The organism is Chlorogloea sp. CCALA 695 (assembly GCF_003003885.1).
GTDB lineage: Bacteria > Cyanobacteriota > Cyanobacteriia > Cyanobacteriales > Chroococcidiopsidaceae > Aliterella.
On sequence record NZ_PVWN01000004.1, the window covers coordinates 18,554 to 33,449 of the forward strand.

The window sequence follows — 14,896 nt, forward strand, 5'->3', positions numbered from 1 at the left end:
AAAGTTTTTTGTTAGTAGCCAATCATTCAGATTTCCTGCAAATTTCTCTTTTTAAGCAAGTTATTAAATATTCTCCCCCCTTTTTCAAGGGGGGCTGGGGGATCTCCTATTGTGGCATTACAGAAAACACCATCTAAAACATCTTTAAAATTTTCATAATTGTTTCTTAATTGCAAAATTTAGCTGCTCCTTAAAAAACACGTGTTTTCAGAGAAAAAATTTGTGTTGTCAGTAATAACACGCATAAGAGCGTACCAGTCAATATAATAAAACTGGTATTTATCCCATATCTAATACAGGTTTTAACTGCTAAAAAAAGTAATTAGAAGCTCAATTTATTATATTTACGAAAGTATAAAATTTTATAACAACACGCAACTTTATTAAAAATTAAGGCTTTACCGCAAATCATCTCAGCACTTTTTATTTATTACTTGTACAAATTCCTATTAACCCAAAAGTCGTTATGTCTATCAACAAGCAAGATAAAGCTAAACAAAATATACTTAAACAAATTGAGCAGTTATCTAAAATTAACCTTAAGCAGCAGATTCAATGGCTGTTACGTAGCTTGCTTGTTAGAGGTAGCCCCAATTTGGAGGCAGGCTTTGTACTGCCTACCGTAGCAATGGTATCGCTAGTAGTTGTACTGCTGTCTGTGGCGCTGGTAGTGAGAGCTTTTGACCGCTCTAAAAATGCTAGTAATGTTAGGGTCAATCAGGTAGTGCTAAATGCGGCAACTCCAGCGTTAGATCGAGCTAAAGCAAAACTAGATGCCCTTTTTAGAGATCCTACATTGCCTAGGACAACCCCATCAGATATCGCTTTAGATATTGCAATTAAAAAAAGTAGTACAAGTGATAGATACACTTTCGGTGATGAGACACGCTTAAAGCTTGTTAATGAATTTAATGGTACTGCTGGCATCCAGAAACAGCCAGCAACAACTCTAGAAGGTGACGAAACTATCAACACCGCTTGGAAATATCCAATTGATACAGATAATAATGGATTGTTTGACAGCTACACTCTATATGGCATTTACTTCCGCAGCCCTACTCGTGATGCGAATGGTAAATTTAATAGGCAAAGAAATCCTTTAGAAGCCCGAACACCACCCATGTCGGGCGGATACCTCGGCAGTCAATGCAATAATGCAACTGGCACTACTGCTAATTTAGTGGGAGATTCGAGTTGGTACAAAATAGGCAGTAAATTGACTAAAAGTTTTTATGTATACACTGCTACAGTACCAATTACTAACCCTCCAATTACTAACCCTCCTAGTTATGAGCCATATAAAGGAAATAAAGGATTTACGGCTCTAGAGTATCAGCAAGACCGCAGCCAGATTCCTCTCAACAACAACGCGGTTTTATTTCAAGATGATTTAGAGCTTAGTCCCGGCCCCGCTTTTCGTTTAAATGGCAGGGTGTTTACTAACGCAAACTTACTAATTGGCGGACATGGTGGAGCAATTAGGCTGTTTCAAGTTAGCAGTAAAAATTCCTGTTATTACAAAGAAGAAAACGCCAAAATAAATGTAGGAGGGAATGTAGGTACGGGAAATATTAACGATACAACAAACCAAACATCAGTAAATGTTGATTTGTATAATGGCTCTGGCAATGATCCTATAACTGGTAAAGTAATTGACGGTAGCAATAAATCTACAACCAGTACGGGCGGCGCAGCCGTAGGTTACAACGATACTGCTTACAACAACCGTATTGCTTTAATGAAGCGGACAGCACTTTCTTACTCCACAACTAATCCCCCAACCATAGCAAGCGTTAATGCTGTAACTCGATATCCAGACAAAGAAGTTAAATCAAGTTTTAGCGCCAAAGTTACTGCAAACCCTAGTTTAGATACGCTACAAGTTTTAGAAGATGTAATAGAAGTATACCTAAAAGATCGTACTCGCCGAGTTCCCTATGCAGAAGTTGCCACTCCTGACACTAATGCAATCGGTACATTCACTACCACAAACGTTTTTGCTACGGGGACAATTGAGCCACCTACTGCATGGCGAGAGCCAACGGATGCCAATACGGGACTTACTTTAAGTGCCACTCAACTAGAGCAAACCGATCCAGACAAGCAAAAAGAACTTGGCAAAGAGGTGTTGTTAGGCGATCGCATTAATGTAGGTAACAACCTTCCTGCATACTGGAAAAATACTTTAGGTAAGTTTGTTACTGGGCCCTTTGAACGCCAGTTTCTTGGTAGTACAATTTTTTGGAACAATCCGGCAGACAAACCCCGCTTTCGGACTACTCAAGTAATAGCACTCCCTGATTTGGGAATATCAGATCGTACAGGTTTTTGGGAAGATACGGCGGCGCAAACACCAGCAACTACTACATCCAATGTCGGTGGTTTGCGGGTAGTGACAGGAGCAGGCATTTATGTTGATGATGATGGTTCTACTACAGTAGGAACTCCCAATTACTCACGCGCTACCTATTCTTTCTTGAGAAGACCTCAGTTAGATCCAGGCGTAGGTGTAACTAATCCTATTAGCAAATTTATTACCGCTTCTATCACTACTGGAAATGACAATATAGTTACGTGGACTGACATGATGCCGATGACTGGTGGAGCGGGAGAAACTAGAAAAGGCGATCTGCAAATGAGAGCTACGGCAATTTATCATTACAAAGACACTTCCTACACCGACACTAATTACATTAATCGCACTCCTACAGCCTGTATTAGCAGTTACTACGATCCAACTAATAGTGTGACATCAAGGAATACTGTAGGTTTGCCCGATTTAGCGGCGCTGCCTGCTGTAACTACTGCCTTGAATGCTGGTAGGTCAAATAATGGTATTGTTTACCCCGCTCCTTATGCAACGGATGCTACTAGAGTTACGGCGGTAGGAACTTACCGCAGTCAACTAAACCGACAAGCAAGGCTAGTTTTCCCCAATGGACGAATTGTAAATGACCCATTGAGAAAGGCTCTCATAAAAATTGATGCTTCAGGTACGCGCTCTTTAGCAGATAATTCAGCGATCGATACAGCAATTTGTGGCATTAGAATCCTTACTGACACTGGGTTTCTTCCTAGTGCAACGCCGCCAATTGCTCATGGAGCAATTAAAGAATCTTCTTTTCTTGATGCCAGACAAGCTAAAGCGCTAGATAGAAAACCTGGTCTTGACTCATCAGGTAACCTTTTTATTGAACCCGTCAGTCCTACAGAACTAGATGCAACTGGTGCTGACGGCAACTACAACTTGCAACTAGAGCAACGTCAACCCCTAGAAATTCGGGTAACGGACATTGACATGAACCTGCTGAGAACTAAAACCATTGGTGGTACACCTAACCAAGAGTATATGCTGCCAAATAGCGGCATTATTTATGCAACTCGCGAGGATGCACTACTTGACTTAAGTAATACTACCTCACAAAAAGAATTACTAAGCCCTACGGATTTCAAACTCGATCCTACTCGTCGTCCTAACGGTATCAGGCTAATTAACGGCAGTAACTTAGCACGAGACAATAACTTTAGAGCAGAAGAAAAAGGACTGATTTTAGTTACTAACTTACCTGTATATATCAAAGGTAATTTTAACCTGCATCAAAAACCAGGAGGCGGTGCATTACGGGAAGAATTTACAGCAACCTTGGATGACACTTGGAGCAATTTTTACAGTCGTACTGCTGCAACTCTTAATACAAACTTTGCCTGTCGGATAAATCAACCAGGTTGCGGTACTGAAGGTGATCAATGGCGACCTGCTACCATTATTTCTGACGCTACATCACTGATGTCAACAGGTTTTCTCGATGGTTTCCGCGACTTAGGCGACTACGACCTTAATAACAACGCAGGTTTCTCAACCATTGCAAATCGTCTGAAAAACGGTTTCTTTGAAAACAGTTTTGCCATAAGTGCATTGTGGTGGAATACAGCTAATACTGCAAATAACCCTTTTCCTTCCGGTAAGACAACTAATAGTTATGTTAGTTCTTACTTAACAAATGGGGTAACCCCAGTCCAGAGAAGAACTGATTTTCCTGAGTATGTAATGGAAATTTGCCGCAAAATACCCGTCTCGGAATGTCAACCAGGCGATTGGGTAGTTGGGTATGATGCAGACAACAACGGCGTTATTTTAACAACGGAACAAGATATAAAAGCCCGAAATTTGCCAGCGTCTGCTGTCGCTAGTCAACTTGTTGCGGGTACTACGGCTAAACCTGCTCTGCAAGCAACAGATCGCCGCTATGCTCGTCGCGTTGCTTTTAAACGAAAAAACGATAGTAATATGCTTGAGCTTACCGATTGGACCGCTCCTAATGCAGGTCAAATTACCCCTATTCCTATAGGTATAAATAGCAGTGGTCAAGTTGCGGACTTTGCTTATAACAGTGGCACTAATGTCCCGCGAGTAGCAGATAATGGTTTGTGGTTTAGAACAACTAACAATACTAACGGCAGACCTTTTTGTAGGTCTAATAACATTCCTGCTGGCTTAGGCTGTACCGCAGACGACAGAGTATATGCTGATAACAAGCCGCTTTACTATGATGATGCTACTACGAAATTAATTTTGCCAGAAACACCTGATATTCCAGGAATACCACCTAGTAATAGTCTTAATTTACCCGCCGGCAATCAAGGCGGATCTGATTACACGGTGTGTATTGGCAATGGAAATCAACCTGGCTCACAACAATACGAACCTGCTACACCTTTTGCCGGTACTAATTGCCCATCAACTACTGCTGATGCAATTAATGACTTTCTTGGAGTAGGAGGCGCAGTTGGTCTACTAGACTTAACCCCTACTACAAGTTTGCCTTCTACTAGTGGGACAGTAAATGCAACTGGCAACTTAAATGTTATCTCACTCCCCAATTCACTTAATAACGGTACAACCATAACACTCAACTCCACCGATCAAAATGCCATATTTGTTTTACAAGCAAGCAGTAATTTATCTTTTGGAAGCAATTGCAACAATGACAATGGTAGTGGTTGCGGCGCTGGAGTAACTCTTGTACTTAATGGAGTGAATCCAAATAATATATTTTGGGCAATAAATGGTTCGCTAGATTTTAACAATGTTAGCGCTCCCGGACATCAATTATTAGGCAATTTTGTTGGCAAAGGTGCGGGTAAAATAGGAGCAAATACAAATATACAAGGACGAATATTAGGAGTATCAAATATTCCTACTTCACAATACGGCACTACGGGTATCAACATTACAGCAATTACTACTACCGATCAACCAGCTTTAACACCAGTATTGCAAGTTCATTCTCCAGGGGGAACTCCTGCCACTAATTTGAATACTACTACTGGCAGTATCCAGGCAGATTGGATACAAGCACCATCTGGAGAGACAACTTTTAATGCGGCGCTTGTAACAGGAAATAGTCCTAGTCGTCCTGCTGAAGAATCTGCGGGTTTGCATAACTTTGTCCGCTTTATGGAAAGGTGGAGTAACACAACAGTTAATATCAAAGGTAGCTTTATTCAGTTGAAAAAGAGTGCCTATGCGACAGGTTCCTTCTCACCAATTAGAAGTACGGGCGCTGCACCCATTGTTGGTTCCAATAATGGAAGCCTCAGCATTTTTAACTACTCCCAAACTCTCTACCCTCAAGCAGGTGGTGGTAGCACTCTAACTTTCTACACTGCGCCTACTCGTCAATGGGGTTTCGATGTAGCACTGCTAACTCAGCCTCCAGACCTTTTTGCCCAAAGATTTACTCAGCAAAGTAATATTGCCCCTGACGAGTTCTTTAGGCAAGTAGGACAAGGCGATCCTTGGGTGCAAAATCTGCTTTGCGCGGCTCAAGGTAGTGCAAGTAATTACACTGCTGCTATTGGCGATCAACGTCCTGCAAATTGTCCAGCCCTCAATGCTTACAACGACTAATGCCCAGCCTCAAATTCTACAGCCACTGATTAACTATGATTACACCCAAGCAACAACAAATTTTCACTCAGTCTAGTCAATCGGGTTTCACTATTATTGAGTCATTAATGGCTGTAGTTGTAGTATCTATCTTGATGGCAGCGATCGCACCTGCGATCGCTCTATCTGTAGCTACACGAGTTCAGGCAAAACGGGTAGAACAAGCTTCTCAAGCTGCTAGAGCTTACGTTGATGGCGTAAAAGCCGGAACGATTATTGCTCCCACTCACACTGTCACACTATCGGAAGTAAACGCAACAACTAAGGTATTCACATCCGCTCGAAGTACCTTTGCAGCTATTGCGGCTCCTACAAGTACAGGTAGCTTCACCTGTACCTCTCCAACAACGAGTCCTGTAACGACAACAAACTATTACTGTACAGAAAACACTACTACATCAAGTTTGTACTGTATCAATGGCGATGAGACAGCAGGCTGTAGTAGCAATAGTGTTAGAGACTTAATAATTCAATCTTTTCGCACCACTAATGATAAAAATTATCTACTAGGAGTAAGAGTTTATCGAGCAGAGGGCTTCAAAACTTCTGATGTTTTCACTGCTGGAGGACAGCAAGCTACATTTACTGGTGGGCTTGGCAAGCTGAAAGCTCCCCTATTACAAATGACTACAGAAATTACTGTTACTCAGCCTGGATATCAGGACTACTGCGATCGCTTAGGCGGTTGTACCTAAATTATGCTTGCCAATATTGAATCTAGAAAAGGAGCGATCGCACCTATGCTCAAATTACTAACCAAACTACTAAAAAAAGCACCGAAACAAACAAATTCCGGCTTCACTCTGATTGAACTATTGGTAGCAATGGTTATTGCCACTTTAGTAATTACACCTTTATTAGGGTTTATGGTAAATATCCTCAATAGCGATCGTATTGAGCAAGCAAAAGCAACTTCTGAAGCAGAGATTCAAACAGCTATTGACTACATTGCTCAAGATTTGGAACAAGCCGTTTATATTTACAATGCTAGTGGTATAGAAAACGCCTCAACGGCTACTCCTCCCGGAATTAAAAACCAAATTCCCCCCTCTGCTACTGCTACAGGTTGTGGAACTTCAACACCTAATTGCTTTCCAGTTCTAGTTTTCTGGAAACGCGAAACCGAAAAAAAAGCCCTTCCTTTTGTTGGCAGCACTGCACAAACTCAGGATGATACCTTTGTTTACTCCTTAGTTGCTTATTATTTAGTCAAAGATCCGGGCGGAATCTGGTCAAATGCTGCTCGTATTGCTCGATTCCAAATCAAAGCTGGGGTAATAGATCCTAACGATCCCACAAATGCTGACGGTACGACTAAATATGTTGATACCGCTCATGAGCCTAGTAAAGGATATAAAGAGTTTGACTTAACTAATGCGGGTAGTACCCTTAGCGACAAAATGAACCTATGGACGAAAACTACAACAGCTTATACTGATAAGGCTCTTACACTGATTGATTATGTCGATCAAAGTACGGCTGATTCACCGATACAAAACTGCCCTGCGGATATGCCAAGAGTACCATCAGATACTACTATTAGGGGCTTTTACGCTTGCGTTAATTCGTCAAATACCTTAGCACAAGTATATATTCGAGGTAATGCCTTAGCTCGAACTAGCAATACTAATGTTTATAGTACGGGTAATTCTGCTTATTTTCCTACAGCAAGCGTTCAAGTTAAAGGACGTGGTTTTTTAGGTGTCAACTAATTTTGGTTATCGCTAAGAATAAAAACAGTGAGTTGTAAACATTATGAAAAACTCGATAAACTATATTAGATTTTATTTAAAAAAAATAAACTTAATACCCAATAATTACTCGTCAAATCAATCGGGCTTTACCCTGATCGAAATGTTAGTTGTTATATTGATGGTTGGCATTTTGAGTGCGATCGCAGTTCCTAGCTGGTTATCATTTGTACAAACTCGCCGTCTCAACACAGCCCAAGATCAAGCCTACCGCTCAATAACTGAAGCTCAAAGTAATGCTAAAAAAGAGAAACTACCTTGGGAAACTTGCTTTCGTGACGATGGGACTAAAGTTTTATGGTCTACTCGTAGTATACCTTCAAGCAATGCTTCAAGTAGTTGTAGTAATGCTACCAATTGGCAGCCTCTTAGCGGCGACGGTAAGGCAATAGCTATTGATACAACTAACACAACTTTTGATAATAGCCAGACTGGTTATTATCGAGGACAGTTTGAATACAATGGTAGTACCGATCTAGTGCTTGGCAGAATTACTTTAGTTGTACGTGGCGCAACCAATGGTACTAAACGCTGTGTAATTGTATCTACTATATTGGGAGCGCTTCGCACCGATAAGGATAACGGTTGTACGTAATAATCAGCCATATCAGTAAAAAAGTAAGTCATGCATTCCAAATACAAACACAATAGCTTGCTGATAAGTTTAAAACCTCATCAGCAAGCTACTTAAATATTATTTACCTGTGTCTATCCTTACCTAAAGTGATTCGTCTTTCTTAAAGCTGCTTCACTTCAGCTACCAGCTTTGCCACCATGTCTTTAGCGCTGCCAAACAGCATAGTAGTTTTGTCTTTGTAGAACAATTCATTATCTACACCAGCAAAACCTGTACTCATGCCGCGCTTGATTACAATTGTTTGTTTTGCCTTGTCTACTTCCAAAATCGGCATCCCATAAATTGGACTAGCGGTATCATGACGGGCGGCGGGATTAACTACATCATTTGCCCCAATTACTAAAGCTACATCGGTTTGCTCGAACTGAGGATTAATATCATCCATATCCGATAACTGAGGATATGGCACATTTGCCTCTGCTAGTAATACGTTCATATGCCCCGGCATCCGCCCTGCAACAGGGTGAATTGCGTACTTGACATCTACACCCATTCGCTCCAATTGATCGCCCAACTCGCGCACGCTATGCTGTGCCTGAGCCACTGCCATACCGTAGCCAGGAACAATTACAACCGAACGAGCATAACCTAGCATCATTGCGCCTTCTTCAGGGTCAATACTGCGAACAGTTTTATCGCCTGCGGTTTCTCCTGCACTACCGCTTGCTACTCCACCACCAAAAGCGCCGAATAAGACGCTAACTAAGGAGCGATTCATCGCTTTACACATAATCTGAGTCAAAATCAACCCAGACGCGCCTACCAGTGCGCCAGCAACGATCAGCATATTATTCATGACTACAAAGCCCGCCGCACTTGCTGCTACTCCCGATAAAGAGTTCAACAGCGAAATTACTACAGGCATATCGCCGCCACCGATGGGAATAACAAACAATACGCCCAGTAGCAACGATACAGCAACTACACCAAGAAATAAAGGTACATTTTCCGGCGTTACCAATAAGTAGCCGCTACCGACTACAAACCCAATCAGCAATAAAATATTTACTGGTTGCTGCAAAGGAAAAGTAATTGGCGAACCACTAATCAAGCCTTGCAACTTAGCAAAAGCTACCATACTGCCTGTAAAAGTGACACCACCAATAAATACATCTAGCAGCATAGAAATATTGGCATCTAAAGCTATAGGTTCGCCATTGCCAATTAGTCGCCAAAACTCGGCAACCGCTACTAGCGCTGAAGCTAAACCCCCCAAACCATTCAATAAACCGACCATTTGGGGCATTTCGGTCATAGCAACTCTTTGGGCTGCGATCGCGCCTATCAATGAACCAATCGCCAAACCTACCAAAATCATCTCATAATTCAATACTTGCCGATCTAAAAGCGTTGCACCCACCGCCAGCAACATTCCCCCCGAAGCTAACAAGTTGCCATTACGCGCCGTAGCAGGTGAACCTAGTTGTTTTAAACCGATGATAAATAAACACACTGCAACTAAATAAGTTAGCTGTATCCCCGTTGGCAAAAAATCGCTCACTATGCTTTAATCTCCTTCTTTTTAAACATTTGCAACATCCGGTCAGTAACTAAAAAGCCGCCTACTACGTTGATAGTTGCGAGTACCACCGCTATTAATCCCAAAATTACACTAATGTTTACGTCTCTACTCCCAGAAACAACTAGCGCCCCAATTACGGCAATTCCCGAAATGGCATTAGCACCAGACATCAAAGGGGTATGCAAGGTTGGCGGTACTTTATTGATTACTTCAAAGCCAACAAAAGATGCTAAAACAAACACGAACAATGCAGCGATTAATGCTTCTGTCACCGTTACAAGTCTCCTGACTAAAAACTAATTGGGCGTTGCTGATTAAATGTATAAATGCTGTAGAGAGACGTTGCGGTGGAACGTCTCTACGAATAATGCAACGTTTCTACACAGGTTTTGAAATCACGCGCGATCATTTTCGCGTCCTACGTTCAGCAAAACCTAAAAACTAATTGCCTACGGTTGCGCTAGTAGTAACTAAAGCATCGCGCACTCTTTGGTTGCGAATCTCTCCCCCGTGCGTAATGCAAGCAGAATCGATAATGTCATCCGCAAAATCGAGGTTGATAACGTTGTCTTTAACCAAATACTGCACCAAAGTAGCCAAGTTTTTAGAATACATTTGGCTGGCGTGGATAGGCATTGAAGAAGGTAAATTAATTGTGCCAATAATTGTCACGCCGTGCCATTGTACGTCTTTTCCTGGCTCGGTACGGGCGCAATTGCCACCTTGTTCCGCCGCCAAATCAACAATCACAGATCCCGGCTTCATTTGCGCTACCATTTCCTCGGTTACAAGTAACGGGGCTTTTTTACCCTGTACTTGCGCTGTTGTAATTACTACATCTGATTGCTTGATGTGTTCGGCGACTACTTCTTGGGTGCGCGCTCTGGAATCTGAGGAGATTTCCTTAGCATAGCCTCCCGCCGCGACAGTTTCCTCGTTTAACTGCACTTCGACAAACTTTGCTCCCAAGCTTTGCACTTCTTCTTTAACAGCAGGACGAATATCAAAAGCTTCTACTACCGCTCCCAATCTTCTGGCTGTTGCGATCGCTTGTAATCCTGCTACCCCTGCTCCCATAATAAATACTTTAGCTGGGGCGATTGTTCCCGCCGCCGTTGTCAACATTGGAAAATATTTAGGTAAAGCCGCCGCCGCAATTAATACAGACTTGTAACCAGCTACCGATGCTTGGGACGATAAAGCGTCCATGCTTTGCGCTCTACTGCTCCGGGGGATTAGTTCAATAGCAAAAGCGGTAACTTTCTTATCGGCTAACTTTTGAGCAATTTCAGGCACTCCCAAGGGGTTAAGAAAGCCAATTAATACCGCTCCTTCTTTAAGCAAATCAATTTCTTGTCGCCCGTCTTCTCGCTCTTGAGGTAAACCTACTTTGAGCAAAATATCCGCCTCGCCCCAAAGTGCCGCGCTATCGGCTACAACCTTTGCCCCGGCGGCTTCGTAAGCATCGTCAGGGAAGAAGGCGCGATCGCCTGCGCCCGTTTCTACCCACACTTCTAAGCCTTTTTTCACCAACCGCCCTACGGTTTCTGGGATCAACGCAACACGACGTTCGCCGACTTCAATTTCTTTGGCAACCGCTATTATCATTTCATCTCCTTAAATCGGGAAAACTTATTTTTGCCAGAATAAAATTAAGTTGAATTTTTGTAATTACCGACTTTCTGACAGTGGCAGCAATATATTTAGTACCTTTAACTAACTAGATCGAGGATAGTCCTTCAGACACACATATTAGCAAAGTTGCACAGTTTGCTCATTTTAGGTCTACATCTAACTTATAAATCTTTGCCCATAGAATTTTTGATAATTTTCTTGGAGTGCGAGTTCTCACCACTAATGTTAATGTTTCGGATAATCTAGCTTATTTGAATTGCAAGCGGGTGATGATTATTTTTAATTTTTACAACAAAATTTCTCAATTATGCGTTTATACCTGACACTAGCTCACTTTTCACCTAGCTTTAGGCACTTTTTAATTAACTTTACCGTCTAACGTGGTTAAGCAAGTAGTAAATTATAAGTACAAAAACTTAATCTAAACCAATGTTTGCCAAAAAAAAATCTATGCGCCGCTTTCTTTCTGCCTTAGCTGTTACAAGTTGTATAATTGCTGGGTTTCCGGCGCTGATTTCGGCTCAAAGTTTACCAGGATTCACAATTTTTAGTGGTGTCAAGCGCGAGAATCAATTGCCCTTTAGATTAGATTTTGGCGGACAAGCTGGCGGCTGGGATCGTTATCGCTTGCGGATTCCACCCAAACAGTTAAAGTTAGCTGTAGCTCAATTTTCTGTCTCTTATCCCGATTACTATAAAGGCACTTTTGATACCAAAAAAGTAGAAATTCGCATCAAAGGTAAAGCCGTACCTTTAAAAGAAGTAGTTTGGAATAAAGAAAATCGGGCTTTAGAAATTTATCCCCAAGAGCCAGTACCCGCAGGTAGCAGAGTAGAATTAGTGCTTTCTAATGTTAAAAATCCAGGATTTGGTGGTACTTACTACTTTAATTGTCAAATTCTTTCTCCTGGCGATGTACCGCTTCTCCGTTATGTAGGTACTTGGATTCTTAGTATTTCTTAGAGAGGGTTTGTAACTGGTGAGGAGTGGAGATCCCCCCTAACCCACCTTAAAAAAGGGGGGAAAATATCTCAACAACCCATTGAGAAAGGAAAAATATCTTAAATTGCTCTTTATTTAGAGAATGCAGGCAAATCTTGATTACTACAACTTAGAATTTCATATTATTCGTTTTAATGGTAAGATTTTAGATTGTGACTTTTTGACGAAATTTAAGGGCATAAATAATGAAACGGACATTGGGCGGTACTTCTCGTAAAAGAAAGAGAACTTCTGGCTTTCGCGCTCGGATGCGTAACCCAGATGGACAAAATGTAATTAGCGCCCGTCGCCGCAAAGGGCGGTATCGCCTCAGCGTTTCCTAGAGTAAATTAGCCCAATTGCAAAGTGGCTTTACCAAAAGTAAATCGACTCAAAAATCGGCATGAATTCCAAACCTTATTTCGGGAAGGAAACCGCCTGAAAAGCTCTCATTTAACCTTGAGAGCTTTACGTCTGCACCCATCGGGAATAATTACAGGCGCTACTCGGATTGGAATTTCTATTAGTACCAAAGTTAGCAAGCGCGCGGTAATTCGCAATCGGATTAAGCGGCAAATTCGGGCGGCATTTCGGTCATTATTACCGCAAATAGCGCCGGGATGGAGTTTAGTTGTAGTCGTACAACCCGAAGCTGTCTTGAGTAAATGCGATTATCAACAATTTCTGCAAGAATTAAAGCAGTTATTGGCGAAAGCAGAGGTGATAAATGGGCATTCGTGAAGATGTTTACTACGAGGGTGGCCCTCATGTAGGAGAATTGATATTTGGTTTGATTGTGGGGTTAACAGTTGTAGCTTTACCCTTGACAGTGGGCGCAATTGTCCGGGCTTTGTGGCTGCGCTACCGAATTACAAACCGTCGGGTGACAATTACTGGGGGTTGGATGGGACGCGATCGCACGGATATTATTTATTCAGAAATCGTCAAAATAGCAAAAGTTCCGCGTGGGCTTGGCGCTTGGGGAGACATGGTACTAACTCTAAGAGATGGTAGCCGTTTGGAATTAAGAGCCATACCCAAGTTTCGGGAGACTTACGAGTATATTAACGAGAAAGTAGCTCTGAAAAATCCTAAAGTAAGTGCCGCCGCCGATAAATAAACTCTAAAAATTGGTTGCTCGTGATTGGCTACAAAATTACCAGCCAATCATCACAAAAAACTTATACGGTTAACGCTACCCGTAAATGTCAACCAGTATCAGATAAATTAAATTTAGACAAACTAACATATTTTAGGTTAAGTTCCCATAAATGGATTTTGGTATAGGGTTTCTCTCTAACAACGTGATGCTGCCGATCCTAGATTTTTTCTACGGAATCGTGCCAAGTTATGGACTAGCAATTGTCGCGTTAACGCTAGTAATTCGCTTTGCGCTTTATCCTTTAAGCGCCGGATCGATTCGCAATATGCGGCGCACAAAGGTTACTCAACCGTTGATGCAAAAACGAGTTAAAGAACTTCAAGAGCGCTACAAAGACAATCCGACCAAATTGCAAGAAGAAATGAGCGGTGTCTATAAAGAATTTGGCAATCCTTTAGCTGGCTGTTTGCCTGTAGTGGTTCAGATGCCCGTACTATTTGCTCTGTTTGCAACTTTACGGGGTTCGCCATTTTCCGACATCAATTACAATGTCAACCTGCAAATTGTGCCTCAAGAACAAATTGAGAGTGTTCAACCTGTAGCTTTTACAACTCCACCCCAAAACATTTACATCGCTGATGGAGTCCACGCGCCGATTATTGCCGTTTTACCTGGGGGTAGTAACTTAGGCGTAGGTGGGAAAACAAAAGTTGAATTTCAAACTGTCGAAGGTAAAAGTTTAACAGCGTTAGAAGCCGAGCATCCTGATAGTAGCCTTGTACCCACTTTAAAAGTGAGCAAAGGGGAAGATCGAGTAAAAATTGATGCTGATGGCAATATAGAAGCCCTAGCGCCTGGAGAAGCCACAATTGTCGGCACAATTCCAGGACTTGCAACCAAAAAAGGCTTTTTGTTTATTGATGCCTTGGGTAGAGTTGGCGCTTTTGATGATGATGGGACAATTCACTGGGATATTGTCGGGATGATTCTTGGTTTTGGCTTGAGTCTGTATCTGAGTCAAACTTTATCGGCGCAAGGATCTACGGGGGGAAATCCGCAGCAAGAAACCGTAAATAAAATCACACCAGTAATATTTTCGGGAATGTTTCTGTTTTTCCCACTTCCGGCAGGAGTATTGATGTATATGCTGATTGCAAATATATTTCAAACCTTGCAAACGGCGATCGTCTCGCGCGAACCTTTGCCGGAAAATCTGCAAAAAATTGTGGAAGCAGATGCAAAAGTCACCGAAGCAAAAGACAGAGAATCACTGCCTTTTGAACCAAATCGTTCTAAGAAAAAAGCTTCAGGTTAAATC

The 14,896-nt window shown here is 42.0% G+C and carries 12 protein-coding genes; 9 read left to right on the plus strand and 3 right to left on the minus strand.

Features of this window, described 5'->3' with window-relative positions:
• The first annotated feature begins 466 nt into the window (after positions 1-466).
• The 4 genes from hpsA to C7B70_RS03410 are packed head-to-tail and all read left to right on the plus strand — an operon-like array spanning position 467 to position 8,296.
• Entirely contained in the window at positions 467-5,911 is a 5,445-nt protein-coding gene (gene hpsA / locus C7B70_RS03395; protein ID WP_233220814.1) for a hormogonium polysaccharide biosynthesis protein HpsA, read from the plus strand.
• A gap of 35 nt (positions 5,912-5,946) precedes the next feature.
• Positions 5,947-6,645 carry a hormogonium polysaccharide secretion pseudopilin HpsB gene (hpsB, locus tag C7B70_RS03400; protein WP_106367668.1) on the plus strand — a complete coding sequence of 233 codons (699 nt, stop codon included), beginning with the start codon at positions 5,947-5,949 and terminating at the stop codon, positions 6,643-6,645.
• Positions 6,646-6,648: 3 nt separating this feature from the next.
• A complete protein-coding gene (gene hpsC / locus C7B70_RS03405; RefSeq protein ID WP_233220815.1) occupies positions 6,649-7,662 on the plus strand; it encodes a hormogonium polysaccharide secretion pseudopilin HpsC in 1,014 nt (337 codons plus the stop codon).
• Between the two features lie 43 nt (positions 7,663-7,705).
• A complete protein-coding gene (locus C7B70_RS03410; RefSeq protein ID WP_106367669.1) occupies positions 7,706-8,296 on the plus strand; it encodes a Tfp pilus assembly protein FimT/FimU in 591 nt (196 codons plus the stop codon).
• Between the two features lie 142 nt (positions 8,297-8,438).
• Here the strand turns inward: C7B70_RS03410 and C7B70_RS03415 are convergent, their stop codons facing one another.
• The 3 genes from C7B70_RS03415 to C7B70_RS03425 form a co-directional block, all read right to left on the minus strand.
• Positions 8,439-9,839: an NAD(P)(+) transhydrogenase (Re/Si-specific) subunit beta gene (locus C7B70_RS03415; RefSeq protein ID WP_106367670.1), complete on the minus strand. Its 1,401-nt coding sequence runs from the start codon at positions 9,837-9,839 to the stop codon at positions 8,439-8,441.
• Positions 9,839-10,132 (minus strand): NAD(P) transhydrogenase subunit alpha, encoded by a 294-nt coding sequence (locus tag C7B70_RS03420; RefSeq protein ID WP_106367671.1) that lies wholly within the window; start codon positions 10,130-10,132, stop codon positions 9,839-9,841. The genes C7B70_RS03415 and C7B70_RS03420 overlap by 1 nt, the downstream gene beginning before the upstream one ends.
• A 169-nt stretch (positions 10,133-10,301) precedes the next feature.
• Positions 10,302-11,468, minus strand: a complete 1,167-nt coding sequence (locus tag C7B70_RS03425) for a Re/Si-specific NAD(P)(+) transhydrogenase subunit alpha (protein ID WP_106367672.1) — start codon at positions 11,466-11,468, stop codon at positions 10,302-10,304.
• A gap of 456 nt (positions 11,469-11,924) precedes the next feature.
• Here C7B70_RS03425 and C7B70_RS03430 point away from each other — a divergent pair, with 456 nt between their 5' ends.
• The 5 genes from C7B70_RS03430 to yidC all read left to right on the plus strand — a co-directional run bounded on the left by C7B70_RS03430 (position 11,925) and on the right by yidC (position 14,893).
• The gene (locus C7B70_RS03430; RefSeq protein WP_199192030.1) at positions 11,925-12,458 is read left to right on the plus strand and encodes a DUF2808 domain-containing protein; all 534 of its coding nucleotides are present in this window, start codon (positions 11,925-11,927) and stop codon (positions 12,456-12,458) included.
• A gap of 221 nt (positions 12,459-12,679) precedes the next feature.
• Positions 12,680-12,820, plus strand: a complete 141-nt coding sequence (gene rpmH / locus C7B70_RS03435; protein WP_199192035.1) for a 50S ribosomal protein L34 — start codon at positions 12,680-12,682, stop codon at positions 12,818-12,820.
• Positions 12,821-12,842: 22 nt separating this feature from the next.
• A complete protein-coding gene (gene rnpA, locus C7B70_RS03440) occupies positions 12,843-13,217 on the plus strand; it encodes a ribonuclease P protein component (protein ID WP_106367674.1) in 375 nt (124 codons plus the stop codon).
• The gene (locus tag C7B70_RS03445; RefSeq protein WP_106367675.1) at positions 13,204-13,596 is read left to right on the plus strand and encodes a PH domain-containing protein; all 393 of its coding nucleotides are present in this window, start codon (positions 13,204-13,206) and stop codon (positions 13,594-13,596) included. The genes rnpA and C7B70_RS03445 overlap by 14 nt, the downstream gene beginning before the upstream one ends.
• Before the next feature lie 151 nt (positions 13,597-13,747).
• Positions 13,748-14,893 (plus strand): membrane protein insertase YidC, encoded by a 1,146-nt coding sequence (gene yidC / locus C7B70_RS03450; protein ID WP_106367676.1) that lies wholly within the window; start codon positions 13,748-13,750, stop codon positions 14,891-14,893.
• Positions 14,894-14,896 lie beyond the last annotated feature (3 nt).

Excerpts from the sequence above, each read along its gene's own strand:
- C7B70_RS03445 (WP_106367675.1), top strand. The coding sequence starts at position 13,204 with ATGGGCATTCGTGAAGATGTTTACTACGAGGGTGGCCCTCATGTAGGA.
- hpsB (WP_106367668.1), top strand. The coding sequence starts at position 5,947 with ATGATTACACCCAAGCAACAACAAATTTTCACTCAGTCTAGTCAATCG.
- hpsA (WP_233220814.1), top strand. The coding sequence starts at position 467 with ATGTCTATCAACAAGCAAGATAAAGCTAAACAAAATATACTTAAACAA.
- yidC (WP_106367676.1), top strand. The coding sequence starts at position 13,748 with ATGGATTTTGGTATAGGGTTTCTCTCTAACAACGTGATGCTGCCGATC.
- hpsC (WP_233220815.1), top strand. The coding sequence starts at position 6,649 with ATGCTTGCCAATATTGAATCTAGAAAAGGAGCGATCGCACCTATGCTC.
- C7B70_RS03410 (WP_106367669.1), top strand. The coding sequence starts at position 7,706 with ATGAAAAACTCGATAAACTATATTAGATTTTATTTAAAAAAAATAAAC.
- C7B70_RS03425 (WP_106367672.1), bottom strand. The coding sequence starts at position 11,468 with ATGATAATAGCGGTTGCCAAAGAAATTGAAGTCGGCGAACGTCGTGTT.
- C7B70_RS03430 (WP_199192030.1), top strand. The coding sequence starts at position 11,925 with ATGTTTGCCAAAAAAAAATCTATGCGCCGCTTTCTTTCTGCCTTAGCT.